Raw genomic sequence first — 22,136 nt, 5'->3', positions numbered from 1 at the left:
TTGACCCGCGTCGAGGCCATCGACGACCAAGCCGCCGTCTCGCCTGCGGCGCGGCCGCGCCCCGACCGGCTACCTCGTGGCCATCAGCGCCAAGACGACGTACGCCGTACCCGTTCTACCTCGGGGCATCCCGGCACGGTAGCCGTGCAGAGCTTATGCGCACCGGCCCGCGGCCAGAGCGCGGGCGCCCAGGCGGCCACCGTTTCTACCGCAAGAACTCCTCGCTGCTCAGCTGGGGTCTGTCCGCTGAACGGCGTCCGGCCAGCAGCTCTCAAGTCTGTGGCATGTCAAGCGTGCGTCGGCTCGAGCATCTCGGCTACCGCTCGACTGACCACGACCTCGCCGCCCACCACCTCCGTGCGCTGCAGCCGGAAGCGGCTGAGCCGCTCGGTGACGAACCGCAGCGCCATCTCGTCGGTCTCCAGGACCATCGCGCGGTCACGCAACACGGTCACCGAGAGCAGCTCGCCGCCACCGGTGTCGATGACCTCAAAGTCGACGAACCCGTCCAGATCTGCGATCGCGTCGGCGAAGACGTCGTCGACACCGCGCATCAGTTCGGGAACCGACCCACTGGCCATCGTGTAGCGCCGCAGGCTCGCGAACCTGCCCGCACTAGTGGCATGGACGGGCTCGAGCAATTCCTCGCTCGCCCGGCTGACGAGGATCTCGCCCAGCAGCTCCTCCCGGCGCGTCAATGCCAAGTCGTCGAGGTGCTCCTTTGCCCACTCCCGGGCAAGGACCGCCGACCGCTGCGCGCCCACCGCATCCCGAAAGACCGTGATGGTGATCACGTCACCGTCGCCGCAGTCCAAGAGCGCATAAGACTCAAATCCCGGCTGACCGATGAGCGACTCCGCAAAGCCGCGATCAACCCGCGACCCGAGCTCGACCATCGATCCACTGAGCAAGAGATAGCGCCTGAGGGACGCAACCACCGTTTCGGCTCCTCGTTCACCGCGTCCGGACGCAAACGAGGCTACTCCCCGGCACCACACCGCGCCAAGCAACAGGCATCTAGTCCGGCACACCGGCAATCTGGACGCGGGGCACCGGCCGAGACCGTGGCCCGGACCATGCCGAACAGCTGGACGCTGGGCCGCCGGCAGGCGGCCCGGCTCAGGGTGAAGCCGAGCCCGATGACGCCCTCGGCAAGCCAGTAGGTAGCGGCCCTAGATTGGTCCCGGGCACCGGCAGGTGCTTGCTGAGCTAGGCGCGGCCCGTCGTTCGGGATCGAGATCTTCGACGCCACTGACGGTTCGCTCCCCAACGCGGCAACGGCGCGGCGGCGGCGGCTCGAACATCGACTCCGCGTCCGCGAGTCACAACGCCTTGCCGGCTTTCGGCTAGTCCGACGGCCGACCAGGTCTGAGCGCAGCCCGGTCGGCTGTCGTTCGGTGCGGTTCAGGCTGGGGCGGGGACGGCGCCGATCTGCTGCAGCATGCCGAGGGTGTCCCAGCAGGTCCAGTTTTCGGCAATCTTCTCGCCGTCGATACGAAGCAGGGTGATCGCGTCGACATGAACCTCACGTCCGGTCGGTGCGATGCCCAAGATCTCTGCGTCATGGACGCCGTGACCGGTCCAGCGGACCGTCACGTGTCCTGAGGCCTCAACGATCTGGTGGACCTCCCAGCGCCCTTGCAGACCGTCCTGATACAGCGCGACAGTCTGCTTCATGCCGTCTGGCCCGTCTCCGTGCGACGGGCTCTGCGGATCGTGGTAGACGTGATCCGCCGCGAGGATGTCGTCGGCAACGTCAAGCCGGCGCCCGTTGCACACATCCTCGAAGAAGCGTCGCGCAAGTTCGGTGCGGGTCATGACTCAGGCTGCCACCAGCGGGGAGGTGCTCATCGTATTGTGGATCTCCCAGATCGAAACCCGCGGAGACGGAAAGCCCTCCGCCGACGACAACGGTCCGATCTGTCGCTCAGCAAACCGCCTGTAGGCATCGACCGACTCCCAGATGTCGACGACGCGGAAGCCCTCGTCGGTCGCGCCGGCCATGTGAAACAGCGCGCCCGCCGGCGGCTTGCCGTCAGCCAGCCCCATCCGTTCGATCACGCGGTCATAGGCAGCAGTGTCGCCGCCGGGAAAGTCCATCAGCACTCCAACAGCCATCTCGAAGCTCCTCTCCGTCTGGCTCGGCGCGCTCCCATTCGCCCTCACAGACAAGCTTCCCACCGCGCCCCGCGCAAAGCAACCGCTGCGCCAAGCGCCCGCTCGCCGACACATGCCGGAGGCCGGACCAGGATCTCGACCGTCGCATCGTCGTCCGTCAAGCTGCGCGAAGCCTGCACAGACTTCACCGCCCAGGCCGCCGACGGCAGCGCGGCCAGCCGAAGCGGTCGCCTATCTACGTTCGCGACGGGTGCGCGCATAGCCAGCGAGGCTGACCCACCGACGACGGGCCCGGCGCACACCAGCGGACAGGGCGCGCCGAGCCGACGACCAGCACAGTCGACTGATGGGCCGTCGCCGAGATGCCCATCTGAGGACCACAGCACTTCACGCCCGGCTCCGTCCCAGCGAGCTAAGCGCTGTGCCGGTCAGCCGTTGCCCTCGGCTCGGGAAGATCCACGTCCCACACCGGCGGCTGCCAGGCGGCCGTACTGCGTGGAAGGTCTCTAGACGGTCTCGCGCATCGTCCCTCCGTTGCCGGCCGACCGATGCAGATGAGTACCCGCTCGATGGGCTGAACAGCGCTGCCACCCCAGCCGGGCCAACAACGCGGCCGCGGCCCCAAAACAGCGGCAGTTGACGCCGAGCTCCGCTGAACCGCAACTGCGTCGTGGCGCTCAGGAGAGCTCTGGCGTCATCGACATGCGCCACGGTCGCTGTGCGTCGAATCGAGCCCGACCTCCCTACTGCGACGAGTTCAGCACATCAGCGGTGCTGAGACACAGCGGGCGTTGTACCATATGGCACGACGATGGATCTGGAGGTGCGTAATGCACACCTTTCACCTCGAGTTAACCCCTTCTGAGCTCAAGCTCACGCATACTGCGCTGCGCGCGCTGCTCGCAGACTTGGGTCATGAAGATCACGACCTCATGGACATCATCCGTGCCACGCTTGCAAAGCTGCCGCCGCCGCAGGACATCGCCGCGATTCGCCTTGACCCGCCGCGTTACCCCACAATGACCTAACGCCGCTGGACCGAATCGCGCGTTACACCGAGCAGAGCGCCGGCATCAGACGCTTTGCGCGCGCTGGGCGCAACAGCGCCACGCTCCGGATCGCCGGACTAAGAGCGTAACCAGATGCACGGGTTCGCCCACAGCAGGCCGGTTAGGCGAGTTGAACCTGCGAACGACCGACGAGCTCCGAGATCAAACGACGAGCTCCCCGGCACAGGGATGCGCATTGGGCGTCGTCTTCCGGGCAACGATCTATGGCTGTTATTCACGCCCTTGCGCCGGTTGGGGTTCCGCGGAGACCGATCTTGGTCGTCTACTAGTTATGTTTGTACAACATCACGGATGTCGCAAGACCAAGAATCCCGACGCCCCGGCTTGCGACACGACACTAGACCTCAAATGCAACGCGCCCTACCGCCGTGGGACGCAACGGAGGACCAAAGCCGCGCGTCAAGTGCCCGAGGCCGCCACACAGGATCAGCCCGCCGGCATGATCGCGCCCTCGAGCATAGGGGGCTTGGCGTGCTGAGCCGCTCAGTCCGCGCAGGATCGCGTCCGCCAGCTAATCCGTCATAGCGGCCCAAGGCCTGGATCGAACCGTAAGGAACCTCACCACCTGGTAGACGACGGCAGGACGATCCGCGTGTGCCAGCGTCGACGGTTCCCGGAGTTAGGCGGCAGAGGTGACGAGCGGCGCGTGGCGAGGGCGGCGTGCGTCCGTCGGCGTCGTGGGGTACCGCAGTTCGAGGAACGCGGCCAAGACCGTGGGATCGAATTGGCGGCCTGATTGCCGACGCATCTCGGCGATGGCTTTGCTGGCCGTCCATGCATTCTTGTACGGACGGGCGTGGGTCAAGGCGTCAAAGACGTCCGCGACAGCGACGATGCGGCCGACCAGCGGAATTCCTTCGCCGCTGAGGCCAGCGGGATACCCGGACCCATCCCATCGTTCGTGATGCGTCAGCGCGATCTGCTCGGCCATCTCCAAGAGCGGAAAGGCTCCCCCACTGAGCATCCGAGCGCCGACGGTCGTGTGGGCCTTCATCTGGTTGAGCTCGTCACTCGTCAGCCGACCGGGCTTGAGCAGCACAGCATCAGGGATTGCGATCTTGCCGACATCATGCAGCGGGGCAGCCATGCGCAATAGCGCGACGGTGGCAGCGGGCAGGCCGAGACGTTCCGCGATCGCGGCCGAGAGATCGCCGACGCGGCGTGTGTGCTGACCGGTGTCATCGTCGCGAAATTCGGCAGCGGCGCCAAGACGCGCAAGCGTCTCAAGCTGAGCGTGCTGCAGGTCGTCGGCGGCGCGGCGAGCGTCGGAGATGTCCTGAACCTGTCCGAAGAGCTGCCCGACCCGCCCGTCCTCGTCGAGGATCGCGGTGATGGCGACGTGGGCGTCGACGACGTGGCCATCACGATGCCTGTAGCGCTTGTCGATGCGAAACGTGCCCACCTCCCCGTCCAAGAGCCCGCGCACGGTCGCACGGGTCAGCTGCTGATCCTCACCGTGGGTGAAGTCATAGATGCAGTGACCGAGAAGCTCATCCGCGCGGTAGCCAATGATCTCGCACATCGCGCCATTGACGCGTTGGATCGTGCCGTCCGGCGTGGTGAGCACACTGCCGATCGGTGCCTCCTCGAAGGCCACACGCTCGCGCTGCGCCTCCTGGCGCATAACCCGGCTACGACGGAGTGCACACTCGGAACGATCCAGAGAGGCGGCTAGCACCCACGTCAACGGGACCAGGAGGAACATCATGGCAAGGACCATGAGCCACGTCCCGGTGTCCGCGTCATACAGCCTCGCGTTGTGGCCGATGAGACGCAGCACGCCGAGCAGCAGCGGCAGCGCTACCGTGGCAGGAAAGACCACGCGGATTACTGTCCCGCCGGCCGTGTCGCTGTTGACCAGTCTGAGCGGCCCGCGCTCCGGCCGCGCGCAGCACATGCCGGCTACGAGCACCAAGAACGCGATCGCGGTCGGGATCGCCATCTGCGTCACGTTGCTGACGGCATACAGCGACGTGACGCCGCTCAGGTAGCCGATCAGGGCGACCGCGGCCAGCACGGCCACCAGCAAGCCCAGCGCGACCATGGCCCAGGACTGCCAGTCACGACGCGGGTGCAAGCAAAACAGAGCACCAGCCAGGAGCATGAAATTCAGAGCCGTGTTGGGGGCCATACGCCCAAGGTTGGACGTGCCGACCGCGCCGGGCGTCTCGCTAAAGAGCAGCTGGTCGACACCGAGATCGATGCCGCCGATGTACTCGGCGAGGCTGAGCGCACCGAGCGTGCCGGCCGCCGCCGCCAGCGACCGTCCCGCCCTGCGATGACGCCGGCTGACGCTCGGCGGGGAAAGGAGCGCCAGCGCAAGAGCACTCCACAGGAAGGCGATTGCAGTGTTGGGCTTGACAGCTACGGTGCGCGGCCAACCGCTCCTCAGGACATCGGCGCCAAGCGCCCAGCCCAACAGCACGGTGCCGGCCATGACCCCGACGACGATGACTGCGACCATCGTCGGGTCGGCAAGCCTGGTCAATCGAGCCGGTGTCATCCTGCCCATGACCTACATGATCGGCTCCCTGCATCGCTAGCTACAGGGCTAGGCAGCGCATCTGACACTGGTCCGGTCTGACTACGGCTGGTCGACGCTCCGACGAAGACCACACACACGCAGCTACCGACATGCGGCGAAGTCGGCCCGCGCCGTCGACGGCGACCTCCCGATCGACGCTGGGCTCAGCAAGCTCGCCAACGCCCCGGTCGACGGCTGCACCGGGCTGTGCCAGACCACAGGTTCGAGATACGTAGTCTGGGTCCGGCGCCCTCTTCCTAGGAGAGGAGCATTTGATTCCCGGGAATGTCCCTCGTGCTCCGCGGGCCAAAAGGCTGCGCGCTGCGTCGTTCGTCAGCCATCAGACGGGCTCTTCACCTCTACACGTCCTTCAGATTAGTGAGTGTCGCGAAGGGTAGCCATCATTCTGATGCCGGCAACCCCTGGAGTCCGGATCCGAGCGGGAGGCTGACCGCGATGCCCGGAGCACGGATGGACGACCATCTACACGCCCCGCACGATCGTGCGGCGCCCGAATGGGTGGCGCGGATGGACTGCGCTCATCCTGGAGCTACCCGAGGCGATGATTCTCACGTACGGCACGGGCGACCCGCACAGGCTGCGCATGGTCAAGACCACGGACAGCGCCGATGAGCTTCTCAGCCAGGTCTCGGAGCCCGAATGGCGGCCCGGCCGATCAGGAGGGCGCACTATATTGCGCTCCACGGAGGAACGCCTCTCACGCAACGGGCCAGCGACTAGGCCGATCCAACGGGCTCGGTCCTTGATCCGAGGCGCCCGGCGACGGCAGCGAGCGCTTGGACCACAAGCTGCGAGGACAGACACACGTAGGCCCACGCTCACCGCGACTCGCCGTGCTCATGGCTGGCTCTGACCAGCCGTTGGGATGGGGTGATCGTCCCAGTCCGGGCGACGCCGTGCGGATCGTTGTTGACGGGCAGAGCTTCGCAGCCTACGCGGACAGCCTCGCCACCGACTCTATCGACCTGCTAGCCGCGCGGGGGGCACTACCGCACGAGCTGACTCAACCCGGCGCGACCGACGCCACCGTTGAGTACCTCGTCAACCACGACGTGTGGCGGCTACTTGGGTCACTCGGCTTCTCACGCCAGGATGAAGCTGGCACCGTATGGCGCTTTGACCATCGCCGTGTGCCCCAGCTGCTGCTACGACGCGAGTATGTCCGTGCACCGATCTCAGCCGGCTTGCGGCTGTGGACACCCGTCGGGCGCCACGAGACAAGGACCCTGAGCATCAGCGGTGACGGTATGACGGTGCCTGCAGCCATCGTGGAAGATGTGGGGCAAGAGGATGTCGCGTTCATGCTCTCCGTCCCGGGTCATTCACCCATCCGCGGCAGCGCCCGGATAGTACGCAGCGGCGACAACTCGGGAGAGCTGGCGTTTACCGAGATCAGCGATGCCGATCGCACGGTTCTCACTTTGGCGGTCTACGATGAACAGCGCCGCCTCAAGGACGATGCTCAACGGTCACCAGGCCTGGCCGCGAAACCAACGGTCGACCTTCAGGAAGCACAGGATCGCTACGCCAAAGCGGAAGGTCCGTCTCGCAATCGCGTCGACATCCAGGTGTCATGACGTTGGCGTGGGTGGCGTGCAGTGCCCGTTTCCGAGTGAGCGGCGTCGTCGCCTCGATGGGGTTGCTGCGCCGGAACGGGGCTGGTCCCGATCGCCGAAGTTGATGGCAAGGACTGCTTTCACACGTGGGCGCAAACACAAGGCTCGGCCCGCATCGCGTCCTCCGGGAGTCCATTCTGGAGCACAGCGGCAGCCGACTGGCTGAACCGAATCCCCGTGTCGCCACTCGCGGATCCAATGGTCCTCCCACTGGTGCTCGTCGACAGGTGTGGCGGCGGCGAGCCCGTGGCCCCTTACGCTGGCCTAACGACTTAGGTCTGGTCAGCAGGTCTCTATAACAGGCGGAGGCTCTCAGCTGATGTTCAGCGGCCAGATGTGAACGCACCGCAGCGGTTCCAAAATCCTCATCATCATACGAGTGGGACTAACGGATCCGACAGGGCCCAGACGTGAGTGCACCCGGCGCCTGTTCGGGATGCACTCACGTCGGCGAGGACGCGCTGGGCGCCGCGGCCCCGGGTACGCGTTCCCTCGTTGCGAAGCGGGCGGCGAACGACGCCCGGCCCGTCGATGCCGCTTGCCGTCTCGGTGGCACCGTATCGCGGTCGCGGATGACCGCCGGCATCGCGCGGGAGTCGCGCTGGACTTGGGTCTTGCGGTCAATGGGGCATGCCGTGGCTGCGGCCGTTATGCTGCCGCGTCATCTAATCCGGGGGTCCCTGTGTGAGGGGCTGAGAGGGCGCTGCCTAGCGTCGACCCGCCGAACCTGCTCTGGGTCATGCCAGCGAAGGGAGCCCTTGTATGCCGCATCGCACGTCGTTTTTGGTCGAGACCGGGTGCCGCACGCAGATGCGTCTGGCGCGCGAGGGGATCGTCAGTGCCGAGATGCGCCGCGTGGCTGAGCGCGAGCATCTGGCCGAGCATGTCGTTCGTGGAGAGGTCGCACGGGGACGGATGGTCATTCCCGCCAACGTGCACCACGCGGCGTTGGACCCTATGGCCATCGGTCTGCGGGCCCGGGTCAAGATCAACGCCAACATCGGCAGCTCTCCGACGACCTCGTCGCTGGACGAGGAGGTGGCCAAGTTGGTGCTGTCGGAGCGCTGGGGGGCCGACACAGTCATGGATCTGTCGACCGGCAAGCGCATCGACCAGACGCGCGAGGCGATCCTGGGTCGCGCGACGGTGCCGATCGGCACAGTGCCGATCTATCAGGCCATGGAGCGCGTCAAGAGCGCCGAGGACCTCACGGCCGACCTGTTGTTAGAGGTCATCGAACACCAGGCCCGTCAGGGCGTGGACTACATGACCATCCACGCCGGTCTGTTGCTGGAGCACCTGCCCCTCTGTCAGCACCGGGTCACCGGGATCGTTTCGCGCGGCGGAGGCCTGCTGGCGCGCTGGATGGTCCACCACCGGCGCGAGAACCCGCTCTATGAGGTCTTCGATGCGATCCTGGAGATCTGCCGCGCACATGACGTGACGATCTCGCTGGGCGACGGGCTGCGTCCCGGGTCGATCGCTGACGCCAGCGACGCGGCGCAGTTTGCCGAGCTGGCCACGCTTGGCGAGCTGACCGAGCGGGCCTGGGCACGTGATGTGCAGGTGATGGTCGAGGGCCCGGGGCATATCCCGATCGACCAGCTGGCGATGAACGTGGCTCGCCAGCAAGAGGTCTGCCATCAGGCGCCGTTTTACACGCTTGGCCCGCTGGTGACCGATATCGCCCCGGGCTATGACCACATCACCTCGGCCATTGGGGCGGCCATCGTGGGCTGGCACGGCACCTCGATGCTCTGTTACGTCACGCCCAAGGAGCACCTCGGTCTGCCTGATGCCCAGGATGTCAAGCAGGGTCTGATCGCCTATCGCATTGCCGCACACGCCGCCGACCTGGCCCGCGGCAACCGCCGCGCCGCCCAGTGGGACCGCGAGCTCTCCCAGGCGCGCTTTGCGTTTGACTGGAACCGCCAGTTCGAGCTGGCCCTAGACCCCGACACCGCGCGGTCGATGCACGACGCCACGCTGGCCGATGACTACTTCAAGACCGCCGAATTCTGCTCGATGTGCGGGCCGAAGTACTGCCCCATGCACAACTTCCGCAACGTCGACTGGGACGCCATCCACGCCGTCGTCGCCGAGCGCAAACACCAGCGTGCGCTGGCCACCGACTGACCCAGAGCCCGTGTCCAGACTGCGCAACCCGCCCCATTTGCTGTTGCCGCACCCAGACGACGCCGACACCCTCAGAGGCCGCAGCCAACCCCGCCACAAGTACACCCGATGAGACGACCTTCTCTGATCTCGATTCTTGACGCCGATCCCGAGATGGGCGCCGGCCTGGATGGCGACGCTCGCGAGATCGCCCGCCGCCATGTAGTGGTGAACCTGCATCGCCTGCCCACGGGCGCACTTGCCCCGCGGCTGCCCGACCGCGAAAACATCCCGCCGGCGGTCGGGCTTCTCGTGCTGGACGGTCTGATCGCCCGCGACCTTCATCTGGCCAAACGGTCAACCACCGAACTGCTAGGCCAAGGCGACATCATCCGTCCCTGGGACGACGACGCGACCCGCGGATCGGGCACCACCCGGGCGTCATGGACGGTGCTACAACCCGCCAGCGCCGTGGTTCTTGACCGGCGCTTTGCCGCGATCGCAGGACGCTGGCCGTCGATCCTAGACGTACTGGTCCAACGGATGGTGCGCCGCTCGCGACAAGTCTCCATGCAATGCACCATCGCGCAGGTGCCCCGGATTGACGCGCGCGTCCTCACCCTGATGTGGATGCTGGCCGACCGCTGGGGTCGCGTAACGCCCCACGGCGTCCACGTGCCACTCGAGCTGACCCACGAAACCATCGCCAAACTCGTGGCCGCCCAGCGACCATCGGTGACCACCGCCATCGGGACCCTCACCAAGCACGGAGATCTACAACGCCACGACCACGGATGGCTGCTGCACGGCGATCCACACACCACACTCCCCGAACTCCTGTGACCAAGCATGCCCCGCTCCGCGCGCAGCAACACCACCAGCAAGTCCTCGCGGCCAGCAGCGCTCAGGCCGTGGCCCGGCCCAGCGCGGTTCGCTCTACAGCCGACCAATAGCTCAGGGATCTGCGGAAGTTCGGCCGACTGCACCACCCTGCTGCCACTCAATGAGGCGGTGTCACAGAGTTTGCGGCTAACAATGAGCTAACCAGCTCGCGTGCCCTGGCTGAGTTCTCACGCCGTCGCGGCAGCGTGGCCGCCGTCAACGAGGAGATGGGTGACAGGGATGTCGAGCTCCTCCTTCAGCCTCGACACAATGCCGGATTCGAGCCAGTTCGACCTGCCCGGCACGTAGGTGCAAATGATGATTTCATCGGCGCCAACGAGGCGCAGTGCATCTTCGATGGCTCCGAAAGCCGTGTTCGGATCCCCGGCATTGCCGGAAACGGCAAAGTCCTGCGACTCTGCCCAGGCGAGCACATCGGTCAAACGCGCGCGCCTCCTGGAACTCCTGGTCCACGTCAGAGGCGAAATAGTGAGCACGGGAGACCAGAATCGGCGCGATCACGTGCAGTTCGCATCCCGCCGCTGCGCGGCGCGCGAGCTCTGCCCTCAGCTCGTGGTCTACAAGCGTCCGATTGGCAACGACCAACACCTTTCGCCGCAGCGAGCGCCCCGACTGACGGCCCGCATCGGCCGCCTCGCGAAGCGGGCGCCGGGGGTCGGGATCGCGTGTCACCGTCTCCCACACGAGCGCTCCGCCAATGGTCGTAACCAACAGCGCCAGGCCAGCAAGCGGATCGACCAGAGCACCCAGGACAGCCGAGATACCGATCACAGCAGCAACGCCGAGCGTTACATGGAAGGCGTCGCTCTCGTTGCGAACGGGATTGCGCATATCAACCCCCCTTTGCAAGGTTCTCCCTGCGGATACGGTCGGCTGGCCGGCTCGAGCCGGCCAGCCGACGTCTGAGCTCGCGTAAGGGCGCTGGCCCGGCTTCTATCGGTCGACGCCGGCGAGCGGCCGCTCAGGGCTAGGGGTCACGCTCAGTTCGTGCACGACGCGCTCGGTTCGCATCTCGTGCAAGATGAGCCCGAGCCCGGCCAGTCCGACGAGCGCACACGCGCTGGCCAGTGACCACCACTTCAGGTCGGAGGCTTCGAAGGAGAACGCCTCGATCACCGTCCACGCGCCGAGCACGCCGATCAGGCCGTCGAGGGCCCGCTGGGGTAGGTCGGAACGGATCGCATCCATCGCGGCGCCGATGATCATCGCGCCACCGCCGCCCACGAACATCCACTGCAATGTGTCGCCGGTCCAAACCTGGCTGGCCACAGCGAGGAAACCGCCCGCCACCAACAGTGCCAGGCGGGAAACGAAGTGCAGGCGCATCAGCGCGCTCCTCTCTTAGTTGTTAGTCGCGCCGCGTGCTCGCTCCAAGTGGTTTTGCTGCCACGTTCGAGGGCAGCGAGGATAGCGAGGACATCGACATATGTCAATGTACGTAGCGACCAACTTCGATATGCTGGATCGATGTCGGGACTCGATCACGGCCCGATCACGGCCGCGCCTGTGACACGCGAAGAGGCAGCGGCACTCGCTCGGCTGCTGCACGTGCTTGCCGACGACACACGCATACTTCTGATCAGCACCCTGCTGCACGCGCCAGAAGGCGAACTGCATAGTCGTGAGCTGCAAGAACGCCTGCACCTGCACCAGCCAACCGCCAGCCATCACCTGCGTAAGCTCGTGCGCTCAGGCATTCTCGAGCGCGAGCAGCGCGGCCCCTACGCCTTCTTTCGGCTCGCACCCGACGCCCTGCCACGGCTTCGGGCTATTTTTGACGGCCAGCCACCCCGCGTCCGGCGCGCCCGTTCTCGCCGGCCGACGGTCTAACCAGCGACTCGTCAGCGGGGCGGCCGATCGCTGGCAGCATGATCGAGCGGACTAATCGCATGACGCTGCCTGGGCGTTGCTGCAGGAGCAGTCGCCCGTCGCTCGACACTCTCTGTGCCCGATCAGATTCGCCGAGGACGCTCTAACCACGCAAGCCTCAAAAGGTCTGACGCTGACAGATAGCTCAGCTTCGCGTCGCGACAGTTTTCAACCAAAGTCTCCGCGCCCAACACGCGTACCACGCGGTAGAGGTCGTGCTCGGAGAAGAAGTAGTCGTCCCGCTTGATGAAACCATCGGGCGAGTGAGCAAGGTGCGGTCTCATCGCCCTTCCTCCGGCGAATGGGTTATACGTAAGTTTACCCTATTCGTCGGCTGCCTAATCGGGCGCGCCCCCACCGAAGCCCCTGCCTGGCCCGTCTGGGACAGTCAGGCCGCTTGCCTGGTCTATGGGTTCTCGCCGGGCCCGGACGAGTCTCCGGGGTCTTGCATTTCATGCAACCTGCGTATCAGGGCGCTCCCCGTCGCGGCGATGAACGATCGCCTGATGCCCAAGCCGAACAGCCGCCGGAGGCACCGATTTCCACCCTTGGCGAAGGCGCGGTTGACGACGGCCAAGGCCTCGGCGGCGCGGAGGTGGTCACTCGCGGCTCATGATCTTACGGCCGAGCAGCCGCTGATCCGTGAGGTAGAGGCAGCTCGGGATCGGCGACGCACACCAAGGTCATACCCACGCGTGAAAGCACTCTCCAGGAGCGGTAACCTGGAGTGGCCCCGGCCCCGTTGCCATGGGGTTCGGATCGCTTGGACTGCGCAGCCGGTGCCCGCACATCAGCCGCTGCACCCGCTCGCGATTGACCGACACGTCGGGGTCACGGACGGCGAGCGCGGTACATCCGGGTGCGTCGGTCGTATCCCGGGCACGGCCGCGGGCAGGTCGAGCTCCACCTGGTCGTCGCCGCCGCGGATCTCCATGCCATGGGCGGTACCGCCGGGCCTTCTTGCCCCATCGGCTCTCCGGTGTTGCGCGAAGCTCCGCTCGTGCAGCGGACAGATCACCCAATCCGTCGGCCGGCGATGCCGTCGGCCAGCGGGCCCTCGCGATGCGAGCAGGCGTGACCGATGGCGAACCGGCCGGCCGCCGTGCGGAAGGGCGCGACGCGAAGTCGGGCGATCCGGTGCCGGCATCTCGCTCAAGAGCTTCGAACGCCCCCACACTCAGGCCATCAAGCGCCCGCGCGAGCTCATCGACATCGCCAGCGCCCGACGCATCGGCAGGTCTGGGCCGCCCCCGCGACGCACACCTGGCGGCGTGCGTGGGCTGCCGAGCCTAGGGCCAGCGCCCGCGCGTCCTCATCGCGCTGACATCCCTGCCGCTGCCGATCTTGAGCCGCCGCGGATGGCCGCGATGCAGGCTTTGCTGCCGGCCCACCCTCGGGGCGTCGGCCACCACCGCCTCCGGCCTGGCCACCGGCGCGACCATCAAGGCCACCGCCGCCGTCTGCGCGGGCGTGGCCACCGCCGTCTGCGGCGACATGGCCCTCCCATGCCGCTCGCCCGTCACACCCCGTCACACTCCCGGCGGGTCGGCCACCGGTCCACGAGTCAGGCTTGGCTAGCGCCGGCCATCAGCTGGGTGGGGACTCTGATCACCCGTTGACCCTCGGGGCGGCGATGACGCCACGCCGAGGGCCGTATTCACACCAGCGATCGCGGGCGTGCGAACCGGTATTACGCCAGCCGCGCCTCGCGCCCCGGAGACGTGATCTAGTCGCGGCCACGGTTGATGCGCCGCCCTCCGTCGCAGCCGTTCCCCCGTCCGGCGACTCCGCCTTCGCCTCAGTAGTTGAACGTCGTGGCGCCGTCGCCGACGAACTCCATCAGCGGCGTGGCGCCTTTGAGCTCGGCCCCGTCGACGAGTTCGGCTTGGTCGAGCTCACGCTCGCGGAAGCAGATGGGGCAGACGAAGAACCGGCCGCCCTTCTCGATGAACTGACCGTGCAGACGTTCGATCGGCGGCTCCTGGCCGGCGCGAATGCGGTCGGCGTAGCCACGCAGGCCGAGCCGCACGCCATCGACGCTGAGCCACATGACGACGTCCTTGCCCTGGTCGAGGGCGGCGACGGCGGTCAGGTAGGAGACAGCGACGCGGTCGGGGTCCTCCTCGCCGTGCGTGCAGCCGACGACGACCCGTCCGTTGCTTGCCATGGGTATGTCCTCCTTGGTTGTCAGTGACGTGGCTTGATGGCGCGGATCGTGGAGCCCATCGCCCCGAACTTGGCCGCCTTGCGGCGGGTGTCCTCGAAGGCCGAGCGCGCGTAGGTGTCGACGAGGTCGCCCTGGGTGATGTGGGTGTAGGCCCGCTGGACCAGCAGGCGCGCGTGCTCGCCCTCGAGCAACGCGCCGGCGATTCAGCCCGTCCAGAGGTCGATGCGCTTGCGGGCGTCCTCGGAGACCTCGTGGTGGATGATCACGTCGGCCAGTTGCAGCCGGCCGCCGGGCCGTAGGACGCGGTCGATCTCGTCGAGCACCGCGTCCTTGTCGGGGACCAGGTCGATGACACCGTTGGAGATCACGACGTCGACCGATGCGTCGGGCAGTGGCAGCGACTCGATCAGCGACTCGTGAAGCTCGACGTTGTCGACGCCCATCTCGGTGGCGCTCTGCCGGGCGCGGGCGAGCATCGTCGTGGTCATGTCGACGCCGATGACTCGCCCCGTTGAGCCGGTCATCTGGGCCGCGATCAGCAGGTCGGTGCCTGCGCCGCAGCCGAGGTCCAGGACGACCTCTGCGGTCTCGATCCGTCCCAGCGCCCAGTGGTTGGCGACCCCGGCGAAGCTCTCCACCGTGGCGTCCGGGACCCGCGACAGCTCCGGCTCGGGGTACCCGAGCGCTTGCGCCCAGCTGCGCCCGGTGGGGAAGATGTAGTCCTTGGACTGGTCGGTGGAGACATCGGTGTAGGTCTTGCGGATCTCGTCGCGCAGGACATCGACATCAACGGGAATGTCGTCTGAGCTCATGCGGCGATCCTCTCCGTGCGGGTCGTACGGCGGTCCCACCAGCACACGGCCTCGCAGCGCAGGCAGAAGTCGGTCGCCGTCACCGGCCCCCGGGCTGCCACCAGCAGTGCGTCGAATCCGAGTGCACGCATCTCGTCCTCCTCGTTGGTCAGGCGGCTCGCTGGTGCGTTCGCCGTTGGGCCGCGAGCCGCCACTCGGGCCAGCCTTCCTGGAGGCGTCTGGCGTCACGGCCGGCAGCACGCAGCTGGCGCACCGCCTCATGGGCGTAGGCGCAGAACGGGCCGCGGCAGTAGGCCACGACCTCGCGATCGGCGGGAAGTTCGGCCAGCCGGTCGCGCAGCTCGTCGATCGGGATCGAGCGGGCACCGTCGATGTGGCCGGCCGCGAACTCCTCGGGTGGCCGGACGTCGATGACGATGACCTCGCCGCGACGTAGACGGGCGATCAGCTCGTCGCGGCCGATCGCCTCGACGTGCTCGCCGAGGTACTCGCCTGCCGCCCGCTCGACCTCGGCCAGCTGTGCGACGGAGGTCTGCCGAAGCGAGAGCCAGAGGGCCAGAACCTCGTCGCCGGCCAGCGCATAGCGCACGCTTGTGCCCTCGCGCGCTCGAGTGACGAGACCGGCGGCGTGCAGCGCCTGCAGGTGCTGCGACGTGTTGGCCGTCGACTGATCGCTGGCCCTGGCCAGCTCATCGACGGTCCGCGGCGCCTGGGCCAGGAGATCCAGCAACTCGAGGCGCCGGGGACTGGCGAACGCCTTGCCCATCAGCGCGATGGCCTCGAACAGCGCGGTCTTCTCGACTCGGGAACTCATCCATTGTTATTCAAGCGATCACTTGATAACTTGTCAAGCCCTTCGACCAGGAGCGACGTCGTGTTCTTCCGCCAGCTGCTCAACGACGAGACCGCCTGTGCGTCCTACGTGCTCGGCTGCAAGACGCACGGCTCGTTGGCCGTCGTCGAGCCGCACGCCGATCTCGTCGACGACTACGTCGCGCTGGCCGAGTCGCAGGGCTCGGCGATCACGGCCGTCTTCGACACGCATGTCCAGGCCGATCACGTGTCGGGGATGGTGGACCTCGTCTCGCGCACCGGCGCGACCGCATACCTGCCCGTGGGCGCCGGCGTGGACTTCGACCATCGTCCGATGGGTGATCGGGAGGTCGTCGTGCTCGGCAACGTCGAGGTGCAGGCGATCGCGACGCCGGGCCACGCGGTCGCCCATCACGCCTATCTGGTCACCGATCGCACGCGCGCCGACGAGCCGTGGTTCGTGCTGGCCGGCGACGCGTTGCTGGTCGGCGACGCCGGGCGCCCCGACCTGCACGCCCACGGCGAGCACACCGTCGAGGGGATGGCGCGGGAGCTGTACCGCTCGATCACCCAGCGGCTGCTGACACTGTCCGACGACCTGCTGCTGTACCCCTCGCACTACTCCGGCTCGGTCTGCGGCCGCGGCCTGTCGGCCAACCCCACCTCGACGATCGGCTTCGAGCGCCGCCACAACGTCGCACTCCAGCACGGCGACGAGGACGCGTTCGTGAAGGCCTTGGTGCAGGACATTCCGCCGCGGCCCGAGCGGCAGGCCGCGATCATGGCCGCCAACCGGGCCGGGCGCCCGCTCGCCGACGTGGCATGAACCGGCCGCCGGTCCGTCTCGGTCTGCGCGAGAACGCCGCGCAGTTCGGGCTGCTGGTCGCCGTCAACGCGTTCGTCGGGGCGATGGTCGGCCTCGAGCGCTCGACGCTGCCGCTGGTCGGCCGCCAGGAGTTCCACTTGGCCTCCAGCGCCGCGGTGCTGTCGTTCATCGTCGCCTTCGGCCTCGCCAAGGCGTTCACGAACCTCGGCGCCGGTGCGCTTGCGCAGCGTGCCGGACGGCGGCGACTGCTGATCGCCGGCTGGGCCGTGGCGCTGCCCGTGCCACTGCTCATCGCGGTAGCCCCGAGCTGGGGCTGGATCGTCGCTGCCAACGTCCTGCTGGGCGTCAACCAGGGCCTGGCCTGGTCCATGACCGTGGTGATGAAGATCGACCTGGTCGGCCCCCGCCGGCGCGGGCTGGCGCTCGGCCTCAACGAGGCCGCCGGCTACGGCGGCGTCGCGCTGGCCGCCGGACTGAGCGGCGTGATGGCTGCCCAGTTTGCCGCGCGCGACGTACTGGTCGTCGCGAGCGCCGTGATCGCTGTGACCGCGTTCCTGCTCTCGGTGCTGTTCGTGCGCGACACCGCCGCGCACGTCGCGCTCGAACAGTCTGCCCACCACACCGGAACCGGCGGCAGCCCGCCGCGGTTGCGCGAGGCGTTCGCCCAGGCCAGCTACCGCGTCCCGGCGCTGCGGTCCTGCTCGCAAGCCGGCCTGGTCAACAACCTCAACGACGGCCTCGCCTGGGGACTTGTCCCGCTGTTCCTGGCCGCCCACGGCGCCGGCGCCGCCCAGATCGGCCTGGTCGCCGCGGTCTATCCCGCCGTGTGGAGCGTCGCCCAGATCGCGACCGGCCACTGGTCCGACAGCGCCGGACGCAAGCCGCTGATCGTCGCCGGCATGCTCGTCCAGGCCGGGGCGCTCGCGGTGCTGTCCCTCAGCGCAGGTTCGGTGGCGATCGCCACCGGCACCGCCGCGCTACTCGGGATCGGCACCGCGCTCGTCTACCCGACGCTGATCGCCGCCATGTCCGACGCGGTCTCTCCGGTCGCGCGCGCACCCGTCGTCGGGGTCTACCGCTTCTGGCGCGACATGGGCTACGCCCTAGGCGCGATCATCGCCGGCGGCGTCGCCGACGCGCTTGGCTACGGTGGCGCGATCGCCATCGTCGCGGGCCTGACGGCGGCCTCGGGCCTCTGGGTACTGCGCGACATGCCCGCGGATCATCAACGGCGTTCGGAGGACGCGCACTCTCGGTTTTGTCGGCGGCCCGACGCGGCGTTGCCCCGAGGAACAGAGGCCCGACAGACGTGACGTGGCTCACAACATCGTCGTGACCGTCAACCATCCGCCCCATGGCGACGAACGGCACGCAGCCGCGCTGCGATGTGTTCCCGCGTGTGTTGCCGAAGCTCGCTCCCCCGCTCTGAGTAGACCTACAGCCCGAGATTCGTGCGGGGGGGTCACTCAGGACGCCGCAGTGACTCTGCTACGGCCCTAGAGAGCCGAAGCTGCTCCCGAGACGCCAGCCGGCGCGGATCGGGCCCGCGCTAGCCCTGTGACGAGATACGACCCGACACGATATGCATTGCCGACGGCCCGGGGGCGCCCGCGGGCGAACCCGCCGTCGGTCTCACCGAGCAGGCGCGACCCGCGACGACAGTCGTCCGGTGGCCCTATCTTCCCGGCACTCGATGTGGGAAGGTCATCCCGACGTCGCGCGTATGTCTGGTCATGACTCGGAGCCAGCTACACGACCCGCGGAGGACAGCCTGATGAGACGCAGGGCTAGCCGAGAAGCGGTCCTCAAAGTGCGAGGCCACTTTCCTGACCTCTTGGCCGAAGTTCCGGACGAGGCGGTTGCCGGACTGATCGAGGCTCATCTGGCCGATCTGCGCCGTGGCGTCACCGGGCGAATCGGCGGCATTCGAGCCCTCTTGCCGGCGGCGTTGCACGCAGGCCTCCGAGGCGACGAAACGTCGACGCTGGGCGGAGAAGCCGACATCGATGCTGCCCGGAACGAGACCGCCGCGAGGCGATGACGCTCCACGACGGCGCTGCCAACGAGGCAGGTCGTGTGCGGCAGACATCGAGAGATGGCTGCGTGGCCAGGCCCGGAAGTCCACGACCTATCATCTCACGCTGCTAAGGGCTGGCTAACAGGGCCTACTTCCTGTCGCCGGAGTCGGGGGCGACGTCGATGACCCGAGCGTTACCCGGACTACGCGAGCTCCTAGATGGGGGCAGAGAGCCTGTTGTCAGCCAGCCGGGAGGCGCCGGAGCGGGCTTTGGAGCGCCGACGCCTAAGCCCGGATCCACCGATTGGGACCGGGTGGGTGCACCGAAGCGGCGTTTCGGGGTGCTCGGAGGACGGCGCCGGCTGGTATGGGCGCGGATCGGGCCGCCAAGGCCGGGTTGAGGCCTTCGGCGGGTGTCGGTCTGCCGTTTGCGCCCGGCGGTGATCGACGCCTTGGACTCGCTGGCGTTGTTGGTGTTGAACGTCGGTGCGGTGGTTCAGGCGGCGGGGAGCGCGCGGATGCGGTTGAGCGCGTTGAGGTAGTCGCCGTGCCAGGGCCAGCGGGCGGGCAGGTGCAGTGTCCATCCGCGGGCGTGGCTGGTCAGGCGGCCGGGGACCTCAAGCAGCCGACGCCGTAGGGTGCGGGCGGCACGGATCGTGGTGTTGGGCAGCCCGAGTAGCTGGGTCCATCTGAGCAGGTTGTGGGCCAGGCAGGCCAGCACGGTCCAGGCGCCGTTGGCGTGAAAGTGTCCGGAGGGGAAGTGCGCGAGTGCTTGGTCTTTGAGATCGGCGATGACCTGTTCGACGACGGCGTGGTCGCGGTGTTCGGCCTCCACCGTGTGGAGGTCGTCGGTGCGGTTGGTCAGAAGGCAGAAGTGGCGCCAGTCGGGCCACAGCTCGGCCTGCGGGCCGACCAGGCGGGTGCGCCGGACGACCAGCCGCCGTCCCGCGTAGGTCGTTTCGGCGATCTGCGCCAGGCCCCCGTCGGGGTAGTCGATCGCCAGCCAGGCATCCGGGTCGATCGCCTCGACGGCCGCCTTGACCGTCTTGATGTTGCGCACGCCGATCGAGTACTACCAGTCCTTGGCCTCCAACAGCTTGAACACCTTGGTGTTCCAGAACCCCGAGTCGGCGCGCAGCAGCTTCGTGCCGGTGGCGCCGGCGCGGTCGACCCTTGCGATCAGTTCCTCGCAGAAGCGCTTGATGCCCTTCTGCGTGTTGGCCGATCCCTTCCTGAGGCGAATATGCAGCGCCTCGCGGGTGTCGGCCCTGGTCGCGAGGATCGGGTGGTAGCCAAAGAGCTTGGTGTAGCCGTAGCCCGCGCCCTGCTTGGTCTTGCCGCATACCTGCCCGACGAAGCTGTCGACATCGACGATCAGCCTGCGGTCGCCGGGGCCGGCCCCGGCCTGCCACGCCCGGGTCAGCGACTCGGCCAGCAGCCGATCGAGCTGACGCACGTGCCCGAACGTAAACGCCCGCAGAAACGTCCCCAGCGTCGAGGGCGCCGGCAGCCAGCCGCCCAACAGCCGGCGGGTGCGCCCGGCCCGCAGCACGCCGCAGTCATCGATGCTGTCGGCGCCGAGCACCATCGCGAACACCAAGGCCATCACCTTGCGCCCCGCGTTCGCCGCCCCGGGCCGCTCGCGCCGCAGCGCCACCAACCGTCCCGCCAGCGCCTCGACCCCCAGCCGCTGCGCGACCATCGCGACGAGCATCGCCCCGGCATCGCTGACCACCCGCTCGTCATCGAACCTGACCGCCAGAGCGTCCAGTCCGACGGCCTCGTCATCCTGCACCATCAAGGTGACCTCCTGACGCAGGCCGCGACCGCCACGAACGGCCGCTTTCTTCCTGCTCAGGAGGTCATTCTTGTCCACGCCCCGGACGCCACCGTCCTACCCGACCGGTGGATCCGGGCTAATTGCTCGTGGTCCGACCCGGGGCGCGGCTCTTCAGCTGGCAGGCGATGGTCACCAGGCCGCGATCCGGTACTCCCACGGCTCGGTGTCCGTCTCGGGCTCGTCGGGCGGTCTCATCGCCGAAGGGCCGGCTGTCGCGGAAGCGATCGAACGGCGCCGGACGGTCATCACCGAACGCACCTCTGGCGGCCTCGACTTTGGTCAGCGGCCGCTTCAGGCCTGGAGCTCGCGCAGCAACTCCCGCTTACGCCCAGCGAGCTGGTCGTACGTTCGGGCCGACATGACGAAGGATCAGCCCCTTGTGGAAGTCCGTCGTGAGCGCGTGCCGGATAGGCGTCGAGTCCGCGCGTGCGTAGGCTCACGTGATGGATGACCGGGAGCAGAAGCTGGCAACCCTCCGGGCGATTCTTGAGGGTTTCAACGCCCACGACGTGGACGCGATTCTGAGGCATTTCTCACGTGACTGCGTCTTTGAGTCGCCGCGCGGGCCTGAGCCGTGCGGCCGCCGGTTCGAGGGAATCGAGGAGGTCCACCGCGGGCTGTCGGCCCGCTTCGAGACGATCCCCGACGTCCGGTACGACAGCCATGGCGACTTCGTTGACGGCGACCGGGCCGTATCGGAGTGGACGATCCGCGGTACGACGACCGACGGCGCGGCCATCGAGGTCCGGGGCTGCGACATCTGGACGTTCGCGCCCGACGGCCGAGTCGCCGTCAAGAACTCCTTCTGGAAGATCCGCGACGAGTAGCCGTACGCGTCCGGTCAGTCGGACCGCAGAGCGACTAGCTGTTCAGGCGCAGGGCGCGACTCGTACGCGTCCCAAGCCTCGGCGCTCGCCGACGCGTCGACCCCTCGCTGTCCGAGACCGCTCAGCCTCGAACGGGCAACCTCGAACGTCTACCACCCTCTCTTGCCTCCCTGAGATGAGATGACACCGCTCCAGACACTCATCAAACGTGCGGGCCTCTCTCACCTCCCGGCCGAGTCATCCCACACCGCCCCCAGGTGACAGCAACCGCGGCGTCTGCGTCTCGGCGCCCCGGCGTTCTGCCCCAGCGTGGCTTGAATAACGTGTCGCCTGCACGGTCCTCGGACCGACCCCGGCGCCCCCGGGCGTCTCGCCGATGCTCATTGCGCTGGTTTGCTGCGCCACGCATCACCGTCTTGCGACGCCCCATACGGAAGGCGACGCCTTGAAAGCATAGCTGATAGGCCACCCCCGGACACACCAAAGAACGCTGCCCCGCCCCCGCCGACGCAGCGGCCGCAAGCCCCACCGCCGCGAGCAGGACCAGCATCACCACGGCAAGACTTGACCGCCCCGAGAAAGACCTCAGGCCGAGGCT

General features: G+C 67.6%; 21 protein-coding genes and 1 pseudogene. 10 read left to right on the top strand and 12 right to left on the bottom strand.

Annotated features, from left to right (window positions below; all coding sequences use genetic code 11):
* Window positions 1-287: 287 nt before the first annotated feature.
* The 3 genes from FSW04_RS13995 to FSW04_RS13985 form a co-directional block, all read right to left on the bottom strand.
* Window positions 288-896, bottom strand: a complete 609-nt coding sequence (locus FSW04_RS13995; protein ID WP_146920263.1) for a hypothetical protein — start codon at window positions 894-896, stop codon at window positions 288-290.
* Between the two features lie 508 nt (window positions 897-1,404).
* A complete protein-coding gene (locus FSW04_RS13990) occupies window positions 1,405-1,818 on the bottom strand; it encodes an ester cyclase (RefSeq protein ID WP_146920261.1) in 414 nt (137 codons plus the stop codon).
* A 3-nt stretch (window positions 1,819-1,821) separates the two neighbouring features.
* Window positions 1,822-2,100: a hypothetical protein gene (locus FSW04_RS13985; RefSeq protein ID WP_146920259.1), complete on the bottom strand. Its 279-nt coding sequence runs from the start codon at window positions 2,098-2,100 to the stop codon at window positions 1,822-1,824.
* Window positions 2,101-2,948: 848 nt separating this feature from the next.
* Between FSW04_RS13985 and FSW04_RS26085 the strand changes: the two genes are divergently transcribed.
* Entirely contained in the window at window positions 2,949-3,146 is a 198-nt protein-coding gene (locus FSW04_RS26085) for a hypothetical protein (RefSeq protein ID WP_187368776.1), read from the top strand.
* 661 nt (window positions 3,147-3,807) lie between these two features.
* Here the strand turns inward: FSW04_RS26085 and FSW04_RS13980 are convergent.
* On the bottom strand, window positions 3,808-5,700 hold the full coding sequence (locus FSW04_RS13980; protein ID WP_146920257.1) for an HD domain-containing phosphohydrolase: 1,893 nt from the start codon (window positions 5,698-5,700) through the stop codon (window positions 3,808-3,810).
* A gap of 872 nt (window positions 5,701-6,572) precedes the next feature.
* On the opposite strand from FSW04_RS13980, the gene FSW04_RS13975 reads away from it, so the two are divergent.
* The 3 genes from FSW04_RS13975 (at window position 6,573) to FSW04_RS13965 (ending at window position 10,307) form a co-directional block, all read left to right on the top strand.
* A complete protein-coding gene (locus FSW04_RS13975; protein ID WP_146920255.1) occupies window positions 6,573-7,310 on the top strand; it encodes a PilZ domain-containing protein in 738 nt (245 codons plus the stop codon).
* 801 nt (window positions 7,311-8,111) lie between these two features.
* Window positions 8,112-9,485 (top strand): phosphomethylpyrimidine synthase ThiC, encoded by a 1,374-nt coding sequence (thiC, locus tag FSW04_RS13970; protein ID WP_146920253.1) that lies wholly within the window; start codon window positions 8,112-8,114, stop codon window positions 9,483-9,485.
* A gap of 108 nt (window positions 9,486-9,593) precedes the next feature.
* Window positions 9,594-10,307, top strand: coding sequence for a Crp/Fnr family transcriptional regulator (locus FSW04_RS13965; protein WP_187368775.1), 714 nt, complete (start codon window positions 9,594-9,596; stop codon window positions 10,305-10,307).
* A gap of 227 nt (window positions 10,308-10,534) precedes the next feature.
* Here the strand turns inward: FSW04_RS13965 and FSW04_RS13960 are convergent, their stop codons facing one another.
* The gene (locus FSW04_RS13960; RefSeq protein ID WP_146920248.1) at window positions 10,535-10,789 is read right to left on the bottom strand and encodes a hypothetical protein; all 255 of its coding nucleotides are present in this window, start codon (window positions 10,787-10,789) and stop codon (window positions 10,535-10,537) included.
* Window positions 10,790-10,868: 79 nt separating this feature from the next.
* Here FSW04_RS13960 and FSW04_RS13955 point away from each other — a divergent pair, with 79 nt between their 5' ends.
* Window positions 10,869-11,273, top strand: a complete 405-nt coding sequence (locus FSW04_RS13955; protein WP_146920246.1) for a hypothetical protein — start codon at window positions 10,869-10,871, stop codon at window positions 11,271-11,273.
* A gap of 27 nt (window positions 11,274-11,300) precedes the next feature.
* Here FSW04_RS13955 and FSW04_RS13950 read toward each other — a convergent pair whose 3' ends face one another.
* Entirely contained in the window at window positions 11,301-11,693 is a 393-nt protein-coding gene (locus FSW04_RS13950) for a hypothetical protein (protein WP_146920244.1), read from the bottom strand.
* A gap of 141 nt (window positions 11,694-11,834) precedes the next feature.
* On the opposite strand from FSW04_RS13950, the gene FSW04_RS13945 reads away from it, so the two are divergent.
* The gene (locus FSW04_RS13945; RefSeq protein ID WP_146920242.1) at window positions 11,835-12,197 is read left to right on the top strand and encodes an ArsR/SmtB family transcription factor; all 363 of its coding nucleotides are present in this window, start codon (window positions 11,835-11,837) and stop codon (window positions 12,195-12,197) included.
* 1,328 nt (window positions 12,198-13,525) lie between these two features.
* On the opposite strand, the gene FSW04_RS13940 is transcribed toward FSW04_RS13945, so the two are convergent.
* From FSW04_RS13940 to FSW04_RS13925, 5 genes are all read right to left on the bottom strand, one after another.
* Window positions 13,526-13,732: a hypothetical protein gene (locus FSW04_RS13940; RefSeq protein WP_146920240.1), complete on the bottom strand. Its 207-nt coding sequence runs from the start codon at window positions 13,730-13,732 to the stop codon at window positions 13,526-13,528.
* 302 nt (window positions 13,733-14,034) lie between these two features.
* The gene (locus FSW04_RS13935) at window positions 14,035-14,403 is read right to left on the bottom strand and encodes a DsrE family protein (RefSeq protein ID WP_146920238.1); all 369 of its coding nucleotides are present in this window, start codon (window positions 14,401-14,403) and stop codon (window positions 14,035-14,037) included.
* Between the two features lie 20 nt (window positions 14,404-14,423).
* Window positions 14,424-15,215, bottom strand: coding sequence for a methyltransferase domain-containing protein (locus tag FSW04_RS13930; RefSeq protein ID WP_407652937.1), 792 nt, complete (start codon window positions 15,213-15,215; stop codon window positions 14,424-14,426).
* Window positions 15,212-15,346: a hypothetical protein gene (locus tag FSW04_RS27875; RefSeq protein ID WP_267128228.1), complete on the bottom strand. Its 135-nt coding sequence runs from the start codon at window positions 15,344-15,346 to the stop codon at window positions 15,212-15,214. The genes FSW04_RS13930 and FSW04_RS27875 overlap by 4 nt, the downstream gene beginning before the upstream one ends.
* A gap of 17 nt (window positions 15,347-15,363) precedes the next feature.
* Window positions 15,364-16,029, bottom strand: coding sequence for an ArsR/SmtB family transcription factor (locus tag FSW04_RS13925; RefSeq protein WP_146920234.1), 666 nt, complete (start codon window positions 16,027-16,029; stop codon window positions 15,364-15,366).
* A 60-nt stretch (window positions 16,030-16,089) separates the two neighbouring features.
* Between FSW04_RS13925 and FSW04_RS13920 the strand changes: the two genes are divergently transcribed.
* The 3 genes from FSW04_RS13920 (at window position 16,090) to FSW04_RS13910 (ending at window position 18,895) form a co-directional block, all read left to right on the top strand.
* Window positions 16,090-16,854, top strand: a complete 765-nt coding sequence (locus FSW04_RS13920) for an MBL fold metallo-hydrolase (RefSeq protein ID WP_146920232.1) — start codon at window positions 16,090-16,092, stop codon at window positions 16,852-16,854.
* Window positions 16,851-18,167 (top strand): MFS transporter, encoded by a 1,317-nt coding sequence (locus tag FSW04_RS13915; RefSeq protein WP_146920229.1) that lies wholly within the window; start codon window positions 16,851-16,853, stop codon window positions 18,165-18,167. Before FSW04_RS13920 ends, FSW04_RS13915 begins: the two co-directional genes overlap by 4 nt.
* 521 nt (window positions 18,168-18,688) lie before the next feature.
* A complete protein-coding gene (locus tag FSW04_RS13910) occupies window positions 18,689-18,895 on the top strand; it encodes a hypothetical protein (protein ID WP_146920227.1) in 207 nt (68 codons plus the stop codon).
* Window positions 18,896-19,367: 472 nt separating this feature from the next.
* Here the strand turns inward: FSW04_RS13910 and FSW04_RS27870 are convergent.
* Window positions 19,368-20,573, bottom strand: a pseudogene (locus FSW04_RS27870) (IS1380 family transposase).
* Window positions 20,574-21,154: 581 nt separating this feature from the next.
* Between FSW04_RS27870 and FSW04_RS13895 the strand changes: the two are divergent.
* On the top strand, window positions 21,155-21,538 hold the full coding sequence (locus FSW04_RS13895; RefSeq protein WP_146920221.1) for a nuclear transport factor 2 family protein: 384 nt from the start codon (window positions 21,155-21,157) through the stop codon (window positions 21,536-21,538).
* Window positions 21,539-22,136: the final 598 nt, after the last annotated feature.

The sequence above is a fragment of the Baekduia soli genome (assembly GCF_007970665.1).
GTDB classification, from domain to species: Bacteria; Actinomycetota; Thermoleophilia; order Solirubrobacterales; family Solirubrobacteraceae; genus Baekduia; species Baekduia soli.
This window is presented reverse-complemented; position numbering and strand designations above follow the sequence as displayed.

What these genes read in the sequence shown, in the direction of transcription:
- FSW04_RS13995 (WP_146920263.1), bottom strand. Translation starts at nt 896, where the DNA reads ATGGTCGAGCTCGGGTCGCGGGTTGATCGCGGCTTTGCGGAGTCGCTC.
- FSW04_RS13990 (WP_146920261.1), bottom strand. Translation starts at nt 1,818, where the DNA reads ATGACCCGCACCGAACTTGCGCGACGCTTCTTCGAGGATGTGTGCAAC.
- FSW04_RS13985 (WP_146920259.1), bottom strand. Translation starts at nt 2,100, where the DNA reads ATGGACTTTCCCGGCGGCGACACTGCTGCCTATGACCGCGTGATCGAA.
- FSW04_RS26085 (WP_187368776.1), top strand. Translation starts at nt 2,949, where the DNA reads ATGCACACCTTTCACCTCGAGTTAACCCCTTCTGAGCTCAAGCTCACG.
- FSW04_RS13980 (WP_146920257.1), bottom strand. Translation starts at nt 5,700, where the DNA reads ATGGGCAGGATGACACCGGCTCGATTGACCAGGCTTGCCGACCCGACG.
- FSW04_RS13975 (WP_146920255.1), top strand. Translation starts at nt 6,573, where the DNA reads ATGGCTGGCTCTGACCAGCCGTTGGGATGGGGTGATCGTCCCAGTCCG.
- thiC (WP_146920253.1), top strand. Translation starts at nt 8,112, where the DNA reads ATGCCGCATCGCACGTCGTTTTTGGTCGAGACCGGGTGCCGCACGCAG.
- FSW04_RS13965 (WP_187368775.1), top strand. Translation starts at nt 9,594, where the DNA reads ATGAGACGACCTTCTCTGATCTCGATTCTTGACGCCGATCCCGAGATG.
- FSW04_RS13950 (WP_146920244.1), bottom strand. Translation starts at nt 11,693, where the DNA reads ATGCGCCTGCACTTCGTTTCCCGCCTGGCACTGTTGGTGGCGGGCGGT.
- FSW04_RS13945 (WP_146920242.1), top strand. Translation starts at nt 11,835, where the DNA reads ATGTCGGGACTCGATCACGGCCCGATCACGGCCGCGCCTGTGACACGC.
- FSW04_RS13940 (WP_146920240.1), bottom strand. Translation starts at nt 13,732, where the DNA reads ATGTCGCCGCAGACGGCGGTGGCCACGCCCGCGCAGACGGCGGCGGTG.
- FSW04_RS13935 (WP_146920238.1), bottom strand. Translation starts at nt 14,403, where the DNA reads ATGGCAAGCAACGGACGGGTCGTCGTCGGCTGCACGCACGGCGAGGAG.
- FSW04_RS27875 (WP_267128228.1), bottom strand. Translation starts at nt 15,346, where the DNA reads ATGCGTGCACTCGGATTCGACGCACTGCTGGTGGCAGCCCGGGGGCCG.
- FSW04_RS13925 (WP_146920234.1), bottom strand. Translation starts at nt 16,029, where the DNA reads ATGAGTTCCCGAGTCGAGAAGACCGCGCTGTTCGAGGCCATCGCGCTG.
- FSW04_RS13915 (WP_146920229.1), top strand. Translation starts at nt 16,851, where the DNA reads ATGAACCGGCCGCCGGTCCGTCTCGGTCTGCGCGAGAACGCCGCGCAG.
- FSW04_RS13895 (WP_146920221.1), top strand. Translation starts at nt 21,155, where the DNA reads ATGGATGACCGGGAGCAGAAGCTGGCAACCCTCCGGGCGATTCTTGAG.